Source organism: Streptomyces sp. NPDC048295, from assembly GCF_040652135.1.
Lineage (GTDB): Bacteria > Actinomycetota > Actinomycetes > Streptomycetales > Streptomycetaceae > Streptomyces.
The window spans coordinates 271,845-287,279 of the sequence record NZ_JBEZLL010000004.1; the positions used below are offsets into that span (position 1 = coordinate 271,845).

Consider the following 15,435-nt stretch of genomic DNA (forward strand, 5'->3'; position numbering starts at 1 on the left):
CCGCGTGGCGTTACTGGTGTGATGTGGGGCGCCGGTACGACGTGGTGCCGCCGACGCGGTCCGGGGGCGCCGATGCGAGGCGTGCCGCTCGGGAGGTGAGGTGGCGGCGTTCTGGTGCGCTGGTGGTACGCCGGGCGGCCTCGCGGTAGTCCTCCGCCGCAGCGGCGCACCGGCCGAGCAGCTCCAGGAAGTGGGCCCTGGTGGAGAGCAGCCGATGATGGCGCGCCATGCGTTTGACGGGCTCCAGGGTGGCGAGCAGGTCGAGTCCGGCGGCGGGACCGTGCACCATGGCGACGGCGACCGCGCGGTTGAGGGTGACCATCGGATTGGGCGCGAGGTGCTCCAGCAGCTCGTACAGGGCGAGGATCTGCGGCCAGTCCGTGGCGTCGACATGCCCGGCCTCGGCGTGGACGGCGGCGATGGCGGCCTGCAGCTGGTACGGGCCGACCTGCCCCCGCGGCAGGGTCCGGCTGATCAGCTCGATCCCCTCGGCGACGAGCCGGTGGTCCCACCGGCCGCGGTCCTGCTCCGCCAGCGGTACCAGCTCGCCGTCCGGGCCGATGCGGGCGGGGCGGCGCGCATCGGTGAGCAACATCAGTGCCAGCAGCCCGGCCGTCTCCGTGTCCTCGGGCAGCAGGCGGTGCAGCAGCCGGGCGAGCCGGATCGCCTCGGCCGACAGGGCGGGCGCGGTCAGGTCGGTGCCGTCCGTGGTGGTGTACCCCTCGTTGAAGATCAGGTACAGCACGTGCAGGACCTCGCCCAGCCGCTCGGCCCGGTCCGCCGCCTCCGGCATGCGCAGCGGCGCGCCGGAGGCCTTGACGGTCTGCTTGGCCCGGCTGATGCGCTGGGCCATGGTCGGCTCCGGCACCAGGAAGGCCGCCGCGACCTGAGCGGTGGTCAGGCCGCCGACCGCGCGCAGTGTCAGGGCGATCCGGCTCGGTGCGGACAACGCCGGGTGGCAGCAGAGGAACAGAAGCGCGAGGGAGTCGTCCCGGTCGGCCTCCGGCTCGGCGTCGGCGGCCCGGCTGAACAGTTCCGACTGCGGGGTGGCCAGGGCCATACGGTGCTCACGGCTCCGCCGGGCCTGCTCACTGCGCACCTGGTCCACCAGCTTGCGCGAGGCGACGGTGACCAGCCAGCCCCTCGGATTGTCAGGCGTCCCCTCGGAGGGCCACTGGAGAGCCGCGGCGAGCAGGGACTCCTGTACGGCGTCCTCACACGCGTCGAAGGCGTCGTACCGGCGGAGCAGCGCGCCGAGGACCTGCGGCGCCAGCTCGCGCAGCAGGTCCTCGACGCCGGGAGCCACGCTCACATGTCCGCCGCGGACTCGTGCAGTACGGGCCACAGCTCGACCGGCTCCACATCGGCGAAGGGCATGTCTGCGGCGATCTGCTGGGCACGCTCCTCGCTCTCGCAGTCCAGCATGTAGAAGCTGGCGATGTACTCCTTGGTCTCCAGGTACGGTCCGTCGGTGACCGCCGGGGCGCCGTCCTTGCGGCGTACGAGCTGGGCGTTGGCAGCGTCCGCCAGGCCGTAGGCGCCGATCAGCTCCCCGCTCTCCTGGTACTTCTTGTTGAACGCATCCTGCTTGGCGATCGCCTCCGGCCAGGCCTCGGCGGGGAAGGAGTCCCACTTGGCCTGGTTGCCGTAGATCATCGCGACGTACTTCATCTCGGGTGTCCTCTCGGTCCCGCGCGCCCCGTCGGCGCGCTGTCACCCTTCAGTCGGCGCCGCGAGCGAGCGCTCGACATCCGACGACAACTTATTTCGATTTTCCTCCGCACGCTTTCCGTACGCTCTCTCCGCACCGCAAAAATGATCACCAGCCCCGGCCCCGGCCCCGTCTCGCGGCTTCGTGTCCCGGCCCCGTCCCTCCGCCCGGTACTGAGCCCGCCACCGAGCCCGGTCCTCCGTCCGGTCCCTTGCGCGGGACGGGAGTTGGCGCGACCGTGGTCCGTGGGCCGGCCGGTGACCGACCGGCCACTCCACTCGCTGACGGGAGCCGGTGTGACCGCTTCATCTGTTCTGCCCCACGAACTGCACGGCGACGGCCCGCACAAGGTGATCGCGGTGCACGGCTGGCTCGCCGACCGCTCCGCGTACGCCCCCGTGCTGCCGGACCTCGATCTCGATTCGTTCCAGTACGCGGTGGTGGACCTGCGCGGATACGGCGAGGCGCGGGACGCGGGCGGCTCGTACACCACGGCCGAGGGGGCCGAGGACGTGCTCGCGCTGGCCGACCGGCTCGGCTGGGAGCGGTTCTCGCTGATCGGCCACTCGATGGGCGGCTCCGTCATCCAGCGGACACTGGCTGCCGCGCCCGAGCGGGTGCGCAGGATCGTCGGGGTGTCGCCGGTCCCCGCGTCCGGTCTTCCGCTCCCGCCCGAGCAGTGGGAACTCTTCGCCGGGGCGGCGCACACCCCGCAGAACCGTCGCGTCATCCTCGACACCACCACCGGAGGCCGACGTCCGGCGGGCTGGCTGGACCGCATGGTGCGCCGCTCGGTCGACTGCAGCGACGCCAAGGCGTTCCGGGCCTGGCTGGACTCCTGGGCGGGTGAGGACTTCCACGACCGGATCGAGGGTTCGCCCGTGCCCGCCCTCGCCGTCGTGGGCGCGCTGGACCCGGCCCTCTCCGCCGAGTTGCAGCGCGCCACCTGGATGCGCTGGTTCCCCCGGGCCGAACTGGTGGAGCTGCCGGCGTGCGGCCACTACGCGATGGACGAGACTCCGCTCGACCTGATCCGCGTGATGGAGGACTTCCTGAGGGCGGACGCCGAGGAAGCCGAGGGCGCGGAAGCATGACGACCGGGTCCGGGGTCGGGTCCGGGACCGTGCCGGACGTCTTCGACCCCAGGCAGTACGGGCGAGGCATCCCCCACGACCACTACCGCCACCTGCGCGACCACCACCCCGTGGCGTGGCAGGAGGAGCCGGAGGTGCTCGGCTGGCCGGCGGGCCCCGGCTTCTGGGCGGTCACCCGGCACGAGGACGTGGTCCGGGTCCTGAAGGACTCCTCGACGTACTCCTCGTACCTGGGCGCCACCCAGATCCGCGACCCCGACCCCGCCGACCTCCCGTTCATCCGCCGCATGATGCTCAACCAGGACCCACCGCACCACCGGCGCCTGCGCGTACTCGTCAGCCGCGCCTTCACCCCGAAGCGCATCGAACGCTTCGACACCGTCGTCCGCGAACGCGCCCGCGCCCTGCTCACCCGGGCGGTGGCCGAGGCGCGGGCCGGCGACGGCACCTGCGACCTCGTCACCCGGGTCACCGACGACTACGCCCTGCTCAATCTCACCGACCTGCTCGGCGTGCCGGACACCGACCGCGCGCTCCTTCTCCACTGGACCCGACGCGTCATCGGCTACCAGGACCCCGACGAGGCCGGAACACCGACGCCGGGCCCGGACGGCAAGCCGCTCGACCCCCGCTCCCCGTCAGCCCTGCGCGACATGTTCGACTACGCCCACACCCTGGCCGCCCACAAACGCCGCCACCCCGCCGACGACGTGATGACGTCCCTGGCCACGGACCCCGAACTGACCGCCCCCGAGCTGGAGATGTTCTTCTTCCTGCTGGTGATCGCCGGGAACGACACCGTACGCAGCGCGGCCCCCGGCGGCCTGCACCTCCTGGCGGAGAACCCCGAGGCGTACCGCCGCCTGCGCAACGGCGAGGTGGGGTTCGCGACCGCCGTCGACGAACTCCTCCGCCGCCACCCCCCGGTCCTGACCTTCCGCCGCACGGCCCGCGAGGACACGGTGCTGGCGGGCACCCGTATCCGCACCGGCGACAAGGTGGTCGTCCTCCACGCCTCCGCCAACCACGACGAACGCGTCTTCCCCGACCCGTTCACCCTGGACCTCACCCGCACCCCCAACCCCCACGTCTCCTTCGGCGACGGCCCGCACGTCTGCCTGGGCGCGCACTTCGCGCGCTTGCAGCTGCGGGTGCTGTACGAGGAGGTGTGCCGCGTCCTTCCGGCGTCGCTCGAACCGGCGGGTTCACCGGGGCGCCTGGTGTCGAACTTCATCAACGGGCTGAAGTCGCTGCCGGTGCGGGTGGGCGGCGTCTGACAGCTGGTCCCGGCCCTGGTTTCACCCCCTCGGGTGACCGGACGGAGAAAGCCGTCCGGTGGCATTCAGACCAAACGTACGGTTCCTGAACCGCTTGAGTCTGGGGGTGAGCCACTCGATGTGTAACGCTGGGCCTGAGGGAGGTGCCGCTGATGGTGAACAAATTCCGGGACCCGATCATGACGCCGCTGGAGACCGCACGGCATCTTCGAATCAACGAGAGAACGCTGTACCGCTGGCTTCACGAGAAGGCAGCCGGCGAGCCGCTGGTCCACGCTGTCGAGGCCGAGAAGAGAGGCGGGCCGTCGGTCCCCTTCGTCGCCGTGGTCGAGGCGTACGTCTTGCACGCGCTTCGGGATCTGGGGCTCAGCCTTCACAAGATCCGCGAGGCAGCGGAAGCTGTTCGGCGGGAGTTCGGCGAACCCTATGGGCTGGCCACGCGCAGGATCGCGACCGACGGCGTCGAAATCTTCGTGGACCACGCAGGCGATCTGGCACGGGCTCGCGATGGGCAACGGCCGATCCGCGAAGTCATCGAGGACTACTTGCGCTACATCACCTGGGAAGCCGACGGGCGGACCCCGCAGCGACTGCGCCTGATGCAGTATCCGGATGTCGCCCCGGTGATCATCGATCCACGGTTCGGCTGGGGAGCACCGGTGGTCGCGTCCAACAAGGTTCAGGTGGATGCGATCGTCGGCCTCTGGCGAGCGGGCGAGCCGTTGGAGGTCGTCGGCGACGAGTTCGGCATGTCGCGTGACGAGGTCGAGGCCATTCTCCGAGCCGCCCAATCAGCCTGAGTTCCTGCTGGACCGCAACCTCGGCAAGACGGTGCCGGCTCGGCTGGTCGAGCTCGGATGGCGCATTCACTTGATCGCCGAGGAGTTCCCGGACGATGCCCAGGACATCCCTGACGAGGCGTGGATCGCGTACGGCCTCGAACACGGTTGGCATCCACTGTGCAAGGACGGTCGGATCAAGACCCGCGCCCATGAGCGGCAACCGCTTGTGGATGAGGCTGGTGTCCTCTTCTACCTGGACAACCAGCAGTTACCGATTGCCGAAATGGTGCGCCGAATCCACGCGGCAAGGGATGAGATCCACCGCGTGGCCGCGAAGAAGGGACCGGCCGCCTACGCGATCGGAGCGGATGGCCTCCGACTGACCTGGTCGTGACCAGGTAGAGATCTGCCAGCCATCGGCCACCGTTCCAGGAAGTATGGAGGACCAGTGACAGATCTGCCGACCACCGCTGGTGAGACGTTTTCGCACGCGTCCATGACATCCCCGCGTGCTGCCGCTACCTTCATTGGTCGTCAGCGAGCCGATCGTTCAAGCTCCTGCGACACTCCGCAACCCTCGTTGTCGCAGAACACCTCTTCAGGTCGAGGGCAGCCATCCTTCACGGTGGCAGCTGCACGCGCAACGCAGGTACTCGACCGGTGTCTCGTCGGGCCTGATGCGGATGACCTGTTCGCCGTGGCAGAGCCGGTGTGCTTCGGGCCATTCGCTGCTTGCAGCCCTGCACTCCGGTGAGCGGTACGCGGTATTGGAACCCAGCCGGGCCGCAGCACTCATGATCGACGTGCGCTTGAGTCACGCTCTGGCGAGCTCGGGGGAACTCCATCTGCGCGAGAGACCGTGAACGGGACGCATGCCGGATGGGCGTGGACATTGGCCCGTGCCCCGCTCATCGAGAAGCCGTCGCCGACTGCCTCGGCCTCGCCGGTGGTGACTTCCTGGCAGCGACAGCAGATCTTCATGATGCCGCTCGCTTCCCGCAGGCGTTGCAACAACGGGGGAACCAGACCGTCGTGCAATAGCGACCGCCCCTACGCCTCGGGCCAAGGCTCACCGCTGTGTGCGGGGTCAGGAGGACATCGCACCACACGCAGTGTGTGCCGCGCTGCTGGGCCTGCGAGAGGTAGTCAGGGTCCGGAAGCATCCTGGATCCGCGCGTATCGCTGTTCGCCTTGTAGGTGTCCACGCACTGACAGTCTCAAGCGTGGGAGTCTGACGGGAGACGACAATCTATGACACGGAGTTGATCATGCACGCCGTGGCGATTACGGGCACTCGGTCCACAGATCACCGGCCGCGAGACGAGTACATGACGCTCTTCGCCACGTACCTCGGTGCATTCGCCCACAGCGCCTTCTACATCGGTGGTGCGAAGGGAATTGATTCATGGGCCTTGCTGTGGCTGGCGGACCGTACATCCGTGGACATCACGATCGTCGTTCCGGGCACAGTTGCCCAGCAACCGGAAGAGGCTCAGCAGGCCATCTCCCGTGCCCGCAAAGGCAACCGCATCAAGGAAATCGTTGAACTCGGAGCTCCCCGCCTGTCCGTCGAGGCGTACCACGCACGGAACCGATGGATGGTCGATCGGTCCGCACTGACGATTGGGTTTCCCCGCGCGACTGAGCCGTCATCGGGTACGTGGCAGACCATCAACTACACAGCAGAGCAGGAGAAGCCGCGGCTGATCATCCCCGTCTAGCGCCGGTCTGCGTCACGATGACGGAATGGACAACTCGACCGCGGGCGCGGCGCTGAAGAGGCTGAGGGTTCGGCGGGGCCTGTCCCTGGCCGACATGGCACGGGCTCTGACGCAGATCGCTCAGGGTCTGGGCGTGCCCAGGCTGCCGCAGATCGCGAGTGTCCAGCGCTCGCTTGCGCGCTGGGAGTCGAGGTCGCCGACGATGCCGGACGAGCGCTACCAACTGCTGCTTGCTCATCTGTACGCGACTACGCCCGGTGGCAGCCGCGCGCTCGGAGAAGGTTCGGACTTCGCTCAGTTCCTCGATGCGTTGGGACAGCTCGGGGAGAGCGAACTTCGGATCGCGGAACTGCGAAGCATGCTGGTCCGAGCAATGACGGATGACAGTGGCAGCCTGCTGACGCTGCTGGTACCAGAGGCTGCTGGTGTGGGTTTGGGGAAGATCCTCACGGATTCCTCTCTCCTGGACTCGGAGACCGTCGCTGGGCTTGCCTCCGTTGTCGCGGGCGTCAATGCGCAGGTAGGGAGCCTTCCGTTCGTACGTCTGCAGTTGATGCTCGCTCCGGCGTTGGAAGCGTGTCGTCGGTTGATGGCCGATGGATCGCCGGAGCCGGTGCGTGAGCACTTGCGGTGCACGCGGGTGGAGGCGGCGATGCTGGCAGGCCGCCTCGCGTTCGAGACGCGTGACGATGCCGCCAGCCGGGCTCTGTATGAAGAGGCGACCAGGGAAGCCGCCGGCTTGGGGCAGCCTTGGCGACGGGCCTCGGTGTACCTGAGCCACGCTCTCACTGTCCTGTACGCGTCGCCCGATATTGCGAACGCGGATGTGCTCGTTGAGAAGGCGGTCCGCGCTGCCAGCAGTGGAGAAAGCCGTCTGGTCCGTGCGCGAGCGCATGCACTGCAGGCGGAAGTCGCTGCTCGGTCGGGCCAGGACCGGCAAGCCGGCGCGGCACTTGGACTGGCCTGGTACGACATGGAGCGGCAGTTCCCCGACGACCCCCAGCCCGGCGCGTTCTCTGCGGAGTACCTGCGCGGCTTCGAGGGTGTGTGCCAGCTACACGTGGGTGATCCGGCCGTCGCACATGATCAGTTTGCGGCCTCGGTGGGCTCTCTCGGATCCCCTCGGCAAAAGGTGCAACGCGTCATCGTCACAACGGATCAAGCGCTGGCGAGAATCCGGCTCGGCGAGCCGCATGCGGCAGCCGATCTGCTGCACGAGTGCATCGCAGCGGCAGCTTCAACGGGCGGGAGGGTGCCAATGATCCGCTTACGGAGGGCCCACCAGGAGCTTCGACCGTGGCGCCGGGAGGACTTCGTGGCGGACTTGGACGACCATTTGATGGATGTGCTTGGTCGGTAGCTCCGAGCCTCGTATTCCCATTTCGATTGAAGGGGCCGCATGCACAACACTGAGGAGGAGGTGCGTTGATGGTGAGAATTGCCAGGACCCAATGCACGCCGTCACTTGACGTGTTCTACGTCTCTACCTGGATCTATTTGTCAGGTTTCGTGGATGGGTAGAGAATTGCTTCGTGGGCCCTATTTGAAATTTAGTAGCGACATCGATGCCAGATCTCGGACCTGTTCATCAGAATCGTTGCTCGCTGCAGCTGAGATGGCTGCTTTGAGATCGGCCCAGGGAGCATACATGGAGGCAATTGCAGCAGCCTTCCTGACATCCGGCTGATGAAATCTGATTCCGTGCTCGATGACCTGGCAAATGTCGGGTGCGAAATCTTCGCCAGCTGCCGCAGCGATCATCATCAGTGTGAGAACGCGTGCATTCCATTCTGGCTCGGCATAGTAGAGGTCGATCAACTCCTGGGTGGATATTGTTTCGAATTCTCTTGAAATTGAATTAAGTGTCGATCGCACGGCGTCCGGGGAGGTCCCCTTGATGGAGTAGTTCTCGACAGAGAGATAGATCAAGTCCAGTGCTTCGTCTTCGATCAAGTGCAGCCCAGCTCCCGCTGGCGTAGCCCAGACCCATTCTGCCGGTGCCGATTCGGCGGCTGGATAAGTACCCTGGAACACCCAATGCTGACCCTCGGCGAATCTGGCGAATGTTTGAGGGTCGATGGAGTCTCGAAATATCACGTTGAGGCGCATTAGTCACCTTCAGCTATGTGATGATCCGTTGGTTGATTCGATGACCCACATCGTTCACTTATTTGTGTTCTCTAGCATGTCGCGTATCCCGATCTTAAGTAATCGGAATTCATGTTCTATCTGTGAGGGGGGAGCTCCAGATATTTTGGACTCGGCATACCTTTCGATCTGCTCTGCGAGCGGGTTAACACTGTAACCATCCGCCACCAGCATGTGAACTGAGGAGATTAAACTCTGTCCTGCAATCTGTGATTGTCCAGCTGTGGGAGCAGACTTGACCATCTCGATGAGAACGGTGCCAAGTCGCTCCTCGCGCTTCTGTTGCTGAGCGGGGTCCTGGGCGAGCGGTGCCATGATATTCATGCTGCCATCCATCCCAAGGATCGGATCCAACCCCGTTACGGTACCGGATTGAACTAGTGAGTTCCTCATGGTGGTCGCACTTGGTACACCATGCATGCGCCCTGTTTCCACGGACTGCACGAGTCTGTGGTTCCTCCTCATGGCACGTATGAATACCTCTAGGGATTTCTGTGCAGTCTTTGTGGTTCGTGTGGCGCGACTGCGCAGCACCGTTTCATTGAATTCTGAAGAGCTCAAGGATTTCGCTATGTCTTGATCCGGCAGAGGTGTCCCATATGCCTTTTGTGACTTCCTTCGCAAGTCATCCGATACGCTCAATATGTCGACAATTTGTCTCTTTTTGTTCATTTTCTGCTTGGCGGCATAGGCGCCAACAGAGTTGACTCTCCCGATCACTCCTACGGATGAACTGCTTCGTTGGCTGTCCGGAGTGAATATCGAAACGGACTTTTCGATTGCTAGTACTTTAGCGCCGGGGCGGAAGTATGCCATGACCATGGCTCTCTCGAAAGATGAGAGTTTAGCGAGAGAGTTTGCTTGCCCGCCTGTCCAGCCAGAAATTGCCTTCGCTATAACCGGGCCGCGATCTCCGGTGAGCAAGAGGTGAGCGAAATATTCCTGCTCAACTTGCGCCAAGGCCGGAATGATGAGGAGTGCTAATTCTCGATCCTTGACGCTGATATTTCCTATAGTGATCGAGGGGTTGATCTTAGCGGTGATCGAACCGTCCTGCGATACCGTCAGACTTGCGAGGCGGTACTGGCGGCGCCAAATCCCTAGCCTTATTTCTAGGGCTTTACGAGACTTTCCTGATCCTACATACTTGGCAATTTTTGGCGTTAGGGCGGCTACTATTCGATTGAGATCTTCTTGTTTCTTTTGGGGGCTATCCTTTTCGCGGCTTTGATTTTTTTCGCCCTCGGGCTTAGTCTTGTGGTCCTTCTCTTTGGACTTGTTCCAGAGGGCTTTACCTTTTTTGGCGATGAAGCCCACGATTTTGTCGATGGCGCGGTTGACGGGGCGGGCGACGGCGTGGAAGACGCTTTTGACCTTGTTGGCGAGGGAGCCGATGCCGAGGAGTGAGGCGAGGAAGCCGATCAGGAGCGGGACGCTGGTGGCGAGGGCGGCTTCGACCATCTTGGGGACGCCTGCTGCGCCGCCGTTGGCGATGGCGATGACGGCGTCGAGGACGGAGTTGACGAACTCCACTATCTGGGCGCCCTGGTTCACGATGAACGTGACGATGTCGATGATTCCCTTGACCGCGCGGACGAAGGCGGAGGCGGGGTTGAGGAGGGAGATGATCCAGGTGATCCCGGCGATGATGACGGTGGGGATCAGGTAGCTGGTGAGTTTTTCGAGGATGGTGGCCTTGAGGTCGCCGGCTTCGGCCTCGATTTCCTTGACGGCGCCGGCGGGGCCCTCGGTGGCGAGTTTCTTCGCGACGGGAACGGAGGACTCGACGGCGGTCATGGCCTGGTCGGGGATGCCCTTGCGGGTGATGCGGGCGCGGATGTTGGCCCAGGTCAGGCCGAGGAGGGAGCCGATGAGCTGGATGATGCCCTTGAGGTCGAACCTCTGCGGGAGTTCGAGCCCGGCCTTGACCGCAGTGCCCAGCAGCCAGGACACGACGCCGGTCTTGAGGTGCTCGGCGACGTTGGTGATGAAGAGGTTGAGCCCGGCACCGACCGCCTTGACCAGGTTGCCCAGGAACCCGATGGGGTCCTTGATGATCTTCATGATCGCGGAGGCGGCCTTGGCCAGGATCCCGAGCAGAAGGTTCTTCAGTTCGTTGATCGTCTTGATGACGCCGACGATCGCGTCCTTCGCCTTGTCGACCAGGCCCTTGTTGGCCTCCTGGAGCTTCTTGATCTCCTCGTCGACCTTGTTCAGCGCCGCCGTGTACTTCGTGGCGAGGTCCTGGACCAGCTGCTCGGACTTCTCGTTGACCGTGGCTTCGAGGTCGTCGAACTTCCCCGCGAAGTCGGTGGCGGCCTCCTGGCCGAACTCGCGCAGGTCCGCGGGGAGTTTGTCGACCTCGGCCTTGAGTTCGGTGCGGCCCTTGGCGATGCGGGCCTTGGCCTTGCCCAGTTCGGTGCCGATGATGTCGGCGACGGACGAGATGACGGTCTGCATCTTCGCCACGTAGAGCTTCCGGGCCTCCTGGAAGAGGTCGTTGGCCTCCTTCGGCATGCCCATCAACTTGTCCTTGGCCCACTTCGCGGGGCCGAACATGCCCGAGTAGCGCTTGTCCTTGTACTTCTTCATACGGCGCTTGTGGTCGGCGGTGAACGCGTCACGGGCCGCCTTCTCACCCTGGGTGAAGGCGGTGTCGACCTTCTTGTCCAGGTCGGAGAGGGTGGTCTCGACGTCCTTCTTCGTGCCGTCGTAGACCTTCTGGAGCTTCGCCGTGACCTCGGCGCGCTTCTTCTCGTCCTTCGACTTCGTCTCGCCCTTGCCGCCGTCGACCTGCTTGCCCGCCGAAGCCCGGGTCGCGGTCAGCGCGTTCATGGCCTGGGCGCCGGAGGCGGCCGCCCCGGCCTTCGCGGTGCTCAGCTGCTGGGCCTCGGCCGCCCTGCCCTTCGCGGGGGCCTTCGCGGAGTCCGTTTCCGCCGTCTTCTTCGCCGAGAGGGCCTCGTCGAATTCTGGTTCGTTGCCCTTGGCCAGCTGGTCCTCGGTGACCTCCGCGTCCGCCATCGCCTGGTCGTTGGCCGCCGGGCCCCCGGAGAAGTCCGTCACGGCAGCGGGCTGTTGGGCGGGGATCGCGTCCGCGGCGGAGGGGGCGCCCGGGTTGGCGGGCGGCTGGTCGGGGGTCATCGGGGTGACGGGCTTGTCCTTGGCCGCCGAGGTGTCCGGTGGGGCCTTCGTCGCCGTGTCGATGTCCTTGGCCGAGGAATCCTTGCCGTCCTTGACCTTGCCGTCGACCTCACCCTTGATCTGATCGGCCTTGCCGGACTTGGAGAACTTGTCGGCCTGGTCGAGGTTCTTCGGGGCCTGGGCGTCGATGGCCTTGTTCACCGCGTCGATGAACGCCTGCTTGTTGAACTCACCGGGCTTCGCGGCGTTCATCTTTTCGGCGTTGGCCGCCTTGCCCTGCGCCTCCTTGTCGTCGGGGGGCGCGACGGCCGCGTCCTGGGCCGACTTCGACTCGGTGGCGGCGGGGGCGTGGTGGGACAGGCGGATTCTCTTGGCCGCGACATCGGATTTGACCTTGCGGAAGCCGGGGGCCTGGGCGGGGGACGGCTTCACCGGGGCCGTGTAGCGCTGCGCGACCAGGCGGGAGACGGCCCTGTTGCCCGCCGCCCGCTGCAAGCCGACCAGTCCGCGCCGATCAGGGACGGGGCGATCGGGGACGGGGCGGTCGCCCGGTAATCTCGCCGGCGCGGCCGTCGCCGTCGTACGGGAGACAGCCGGGTGAGCGGGAGACGGGTGAGCAGCGGCGGGGTTCTTGTCAGGAACCGCCTTCATCCGTCCTCCCGGCCGCGCGCATATGCTCCGTCGACGTCCCAGGGTGTGGGCAGTGCCGACGCCGTACGCAGGGCGCGCGCGCCGTGATCGGGGCAGTTACCGGCAGTACGTACGGCGTCGGCGCATTGCCTGATCGGGCAGCGGCCGGTGCACGGGCGGGCGGCCGAGTGTCCGTTCCCGGTGATCGCCGCTCTCGCGAGAATTGCGGGCGTTCCCCGGCCAAGGAGAGACTCACATGCCGTCGTACCTGTCCCCGGGCGTCTACGTCGAAGAGATCGAGTCCGGGTCCCGGCCGATCGAAGGGGTGGGCACCTCGGTCGCCGCCCTCGTCGGCTTCGCCCAGAAGGGCCCGTTCGACGAGCCGACGCTGATCACCAACTGGAGCCAGTTCGCCGGCACGTTCGGTGACTTCGTCGACGGTACGTATCTGGCCTCGGCCGTGTACGGGTTCTTCGCCAACGGCGGGGGCGTCTGCTATGTGGTGCGTATCGGTGACGGCAGCGAACCGCCGGCCGAAGGGGACGACGAACCGAGCGCCGGCCAGCTTCCCGCGGGCTCGGAGACGCAGCTCGGGCCGTACGCGGTGAAGCCCCGCCCCGGTGTGACGGGCGAGGTCACCGTCGAGGTGACCGAGGCGGAGGGGGACGATCCGCCCTCCGACGTCTTCCAGCTGATCGTGAAGCGGGACGGGCAGGTCGCGGAGACGTACCCGGGCGTCACGACCAAGCGCAGCAAGGAGAACGTCGCCACCCGGGTCAACGCGAAGTCGGAGCTCATCGAGATACGCGAGACGGCCCGCGGTGCCGCCCCGGCCAGACCCGAGCCGCAGAGCGTGACCCTGGCCCCCGCCGCGCCCGCGTCGCCCGGGGCAGGTGCGCTGACCCCCGAGCTGTACGTCGGAGACCCCGACCGCCGGACCGGTCTCGGCGGGCTCGAAGCGGTCGAAGAAGTCACGACCATCGCCGTGCCGGACCTGATGAGCGCGTACGAACGCGGGCTGCTGGACCTGGAGTCGGTCGTCGCCGTGCAGCAGGGGCTGATCACCCACTGCGAGTTGATGGGCGACCGCGTCGCCATTCTCGACCCGCCGCCCGGACTGAGCCCGCAGCAGATCCGCGCGTGGCGCACCGGCAGCGCCAACTTCGACTCCAAGTACGCCACGCTCTACTACCCCTGGATCCGGGTCGCCGACCCCTCGTCCGGGCGCGCCCGGCTCGTCCCGCCGAGCGGCCACATCGCCGGGGTCTGGGCCCGCAACGACGAGTCGCGCGGGGTGCACAAGGCCCCGGCCAACGAGGTCGTGCGCGGGGCGGTCGCTCTCCAGACCCAGCTGACCAAGGGCGAACACGATCTGCTCAACCCGATCGGGCTGAACTGCATCCGCTCCTTCCCCGGGCGCGGCATCCGGGTCTGGGGCGCGCGCACGCTGGCCTCCGACCCCGCCTGGCGCTATCTGAACGTACGGCGCCTCTTCAACTACCTGGAGGAGTCGATCCTCGCCGGGACGCAGTGGGTCGTCTTCGAGCCGAACGACGACGCCCTGTGGGCCCGTATCCGGCGCACCGTATCTGCATTCCTGGTCAACGAGTGGCGCAAGGGGGCGCTGTTCGGGCTCACCCCGGAAGAGGCGTTCTACGTCAAGTGCGACCGCGAGACCAACCCGCCGGAGAGCATCGAAGCAGGTCAGGTCATCTGCGAGATCGGGGTGGCACCGGTCAGGCCGGCCGAGTTCGTCGTCTTCCGCCTCTCCCAGCTGACCGGGGGCACCGGCGGTGTCGACGAGTAGCGCCGCCGGGCGCCGGGCCGTGGCAGCGCGGCCGTCCTGAGGTCCACCAAGCGGTAAAAGCGGTAAAGGAGCCTGTTGTGCCACTTCCCGATCTCGACAGCACCGTCGGGGCCTCCTTCGGCCTCGAATTCGACAGCGTCGTCATCAAGCAGATCACCGAGGTCAGCGGTCTGAAGATGGAACAGGACGTCATCGAGCTGAAGCAGAACACCGCCGACGGCCGCTACGCCATCAAGAAGCTCCCGGGCAGGCCGAAGGCCGGTGAGGTGACCGTGACCCGCGGCCTCACCGAGGACAACAGCTTCGAACGGTGGATCAAGGACTCCCGGTTCGGCCGGATGACCGCGGCCCGCCGCAACGGGGCGGTGATCGTGTACGACCACGAGGGCATCGCCATCAAGCGCTACAAGCTCATCAACGCCTGGCCGAAGTCCCTGGAGATCGGCACCCTCAAGGCCGGTGACACCTCGGTCCTGACGGAGAAGCTCGCGATCACCTACGAGAGCATGGAACTCGACTGATGCGGCGTACGGCTCCGGCGGAGGCCCCTGAGCGGCCGGACGCGCGCCTCCCGGCCGGTGGGAACGGGCGCTCCGGTCAACGGGAGCCGCTGCGTACCGAGTTCACCTTCGAGCTGCCGCGCGGGTACGTCGACGACGCGGGCGTCGTGCACCATACGGGCGTCATGCGGCTCGCGACCGCGCGCGACGAACTCGTGCCGCTGCGGGACGACCGGGTGCGGGAGAACTCCGCGTACCTCTCGGTCGTGCTCATCGCCCGGGTCGTCACCCGGATCGGCACGATCGACGACATCCACCCCGGCATCATCGAGGACCTCTTCGCCTCCGACCTGGCCTTCCTCCAGGACTTCTACCGGCGGATCAACGCCGAGGGGCACACCCGCGCCGCCGTCACCTGTCCGGCCTGCCAGGAGGAGTTCGCGGTGAATCTCGCCGGTGGCCGCCTGGGGGAATCGTGACGTACGCGGCCGACCTGCTCTACGAGGAGGTCGCGTACCTCGCCTATCACTTCCACTGGCCGCTCGATGAGCTGCTGGACCTGGAGCACCCGGAACGACTGAGGTTCGTCGCACAGATCGCTCGCCTCAACGGGCAGTAGCGAAC

Annotated in this window: 14 protein-coding genes; 10 read left to right on the forward strand and 4 right to left on the reverse strand. The window is 66.3% G+C overall.

All coding sequences use genetic code 11. From position 1 onward, the window contains the following. Window positions 1-10: 10 nt before the first annotated feature. Window positions 11-1,306, reverse strand: a complete 1,296-nt coding sequence (locus tag AB0D53_RS07875; protein WP_362441634.1) for a DUF6596 domain-containing protein — start codon at window positions 1,304-1,306, stop codon at window positions 11-13. A 2-nt stretch (window positions 1,307-1,308) separates the two neighbouring features. Further along, on the reverse strand, window positions 1,309-1,671 hold the full coding sequence (locus tag AB0D53_RS07880; RefSeq protein ID WP_362441637.1) for a YciI family protein: 363 nt from the start codon (window positions 1,669-1,671) through the stop codon (window positions 1,309-1,311). Between the two features lie 336 nt (window positions 1,672-2,007). Between AB0D53_RS07880 and AB0D53_RS07885 the strand changes: the two genes are divergently transcribed. The 6 genes from AB0D53_RS07885 to AB0D53_RS07910 all read left to right on the forward strand — a co-directional run bounded on the left by AB0D53_RS07885 (window position 2,008) and on the right by AB0D53_RS07910 (window position 7,945). Further along, window positions 2,008-2,805 carry an alpha/beta hydrolase gene (locus AB0D53_RS07885; protein WP_362441640.1) on the forward strand — a complete coding sequence of 266 codons (798 nt, stop codon included), beginning with the start codon at window positions 2,008-2,010 and terminating at the stop codon, window positions 2,803-2,805. Next, on the forward strand, window positions 2,802-4,082 hold the full coding sequence (locus tag AB0D53_RS07890; RefSeq protein WP_362441644.1) for a cytochrome P450: 1,281 nt from the start codon (window positions 2,802-2,804) through the stop codon (window positions 4,080-4,082). Before AB0D53_RS07885 ends, AB0D53_RS07890 begins: the two co-directional genes overlap by 4 nt. 152 nt (window positions 4,083-4,234) lie before the next feature. Next, a complete protein-coding gene (locus tag AB0D53_RS07895; protein WP_362441647.1) occupies window positions 4,235-4,882 on the forward strand; it encodes a DUF433 domain-containing protein in 648 nt (215 codons plus the stop codon). Further along, window positions 4,839-5,258, forward strand: coding sequence for a toxin-antitoxin system, toxin component, PIN family protein (locus AB0D53_RS07900; RefSeq protein ID WP_362441650.1), 420 nt, complete (start codon window positions 4,839-4,841; stop codon window positions 5,256-5,258). Before AB0D53_RS07895 ends, AB0D53_RS07900 begins: the two co-directional genes overlap by 44 nt. Window positions 5,259-6,192: 934 nt before the next feature. Further along, window positions 6,193-6,585 carry a hypothetical protein gene (locus AB0D53_RS07905; RefSeq protein WP_362441653.1) on the forward strand — a complete coding sequence of 131 codons (393 nt, stop codon included), beginning with the start codon at window positions 6,193-6,195 and terminating at the stop codon, window positions 6,583-6,585. Window positions 6,586-6,610: 25 nt separating this feature from the next. Beyond that, window positions 6,611-7,945 carry a hypothetical protein gene (locus AB0D53_RS07910; protein ID WP_362441656.1) on the forward strand — a complete coding sequence of 445 codons (1,335 nt, stop codon included), beginning with the start codon at window positions 6,611-6,613 and terminating at the stop codon, window positions 7,943-7,945. 179 nt (window positions 7,946-8,124) lie between these two features. Here the strand turns inward: AB0D53_RS07910 and AB0D53_RS07915 are convergent, their stop codons facing one another. Then, window positions 8,125-8,694: a hypothetical protein gene (locus AB0D53_RS07915; RefSeq protein ID WP_362441659.1), complete on the reverse strand. Its 570-nt coding sequence runs from the start codon at window positions 8,692-8,694 to the stop codon at window positions 8,125-8,127. Between the two features lie 54 nt (window positions 8,695-8,748). Continuing rightward, window positions 8,749-12,525 carry a hypothetical protein gene (locus AB0D53_RS07920; RefSeq protein ID WP_362441662.1) on the reverse strand — a complete coding sequence of 1,259 codons (3,777 nt, stop codon included), beginning with the start codon at window positions 12,523-12,525 and terminating at the stop codon, window positions 8,749-8,751. Window positions 12,526-12,760: 235 nt separating this feature from the next. Here AB0D53_RS07920 and AB0D53_RS07925 point away from each other — a divergent pair, with 235 nt between their 5' ends. The 4 genes from AB0D53_RS07925 (at window position 12,761) to AB0D53_RS07940 (ending at window position 15,430) form a co-directional block, all read left to right on the forward strand. Further along, entirely contained in the window at window positions 12,761-14,311 is a 1,551-nt protein-coding gene (locus AB0D53_RS07925) for a phage tail sheath family protein (protein WP_362441665.1), read from the forward strand. A 77-nt stretch (window positions 14,312-14,388) separates the two neighbouring features. Continuing rightward, a complete protein-coding gene (locus AB0D53_RS07930; RefSeq protein WP_072488539.1) occupies window positions 14,389-14,832 on the forward strand; it encodes a phage tail protein in 444 nt (147 codons plus the stop codon). After that, window positions 14,832-15,290 (forward strand): hypothetical protein, encoded by a 459-nt coding sequence (locus tag AB0D53_RS07935; protein WP_329814854.1) that lies wholly within the window; start codon window positions 14,832-14,834, stop codon window positions 15,288-15,290. Before AB0D53_RS07930 ends, AB0D53_RS07935 begins: the two co-directional genes overlap by 1 nt. Then, window positions 15,287-15,430, forward strand: coding sequence for a DUF6760 family protein (locus tag AB0D53_RS07940; protein ID WP_093896703.1), 144 nt, complete (start codon window positions 15,287-15,289; stop codon window positions 15,428-15,430). Before AB0D53_RS07935 ends, AB0D53_RS07940 begins: the two co-directional genes overlap by 4 nt. Window positions 15,431-15,435: the final 5 nt, after the last annotated feature.

Coding starts and splice junctions, on each gene's coding strand:
- AB0D53_RS07880 (WP_362441637.1), bottom strand. CDS start 1,671: ATGAAGTACGTCGCGATGATCTACGGCAACCAGGCCAAGTGGGACTCC.
- AB0D53_RS07890 (WP_362441644.1), top strand. CDS start 2,802: ATGACGACCGGGTCCGGGGTCGGGTCCGGGACCGTGCCGGACGTCTTC.
- AB0D53_RS07895 (WP_362441647.1), top strand. CDS start 4,235: ATGGTGAACAAATTCCGGGACCCGATCATGACGCCGCTGGAGACCGCA.
- AB0D53_RS07905 (WP_362441653.1), top strand. CDS start 6,193: ATGACGCTCTTCGCCACGTACCTCGGTGCATTCGCCCACAGCGCCTTC.
- AB0D53_RS07910 (WP_362441656.1), top strand. CDS start 6,611: ATGGACAACTCGACCGCGGGCGCGGCGCTGAAGAGGCTGAGGGTTCGG.
- AB0D53_RS07915 (WP_362441659.1), bottom strand. CDS start 8,694: ATGCGCCTCAACGTGATATTTCGAGACTCCATCGACCCTCAAACATTC.
- AB0D53_RS07920 (WP_362441662.1), bottom strand. CDS start 12,525: ATGAAGGCGGTTCCTGACAAGAACCCCGCCGCTGCTCACCCGTCTCCC.
- AB0D53_RS07925 (WP_362441665.1), top strand. CDS start 12,761: ATGCCGTCGTACCTGTCCCCGGGCGTCTACGTCGAAGAGATCGAGTCC.
- AB0D53_RS07935 (WP_329814854.1), top strand. CDS start 14,832: ATGCGGCGTACGGCTCCGGCGGAGGCCCCTGAGCGGCCGGACGCGCGC.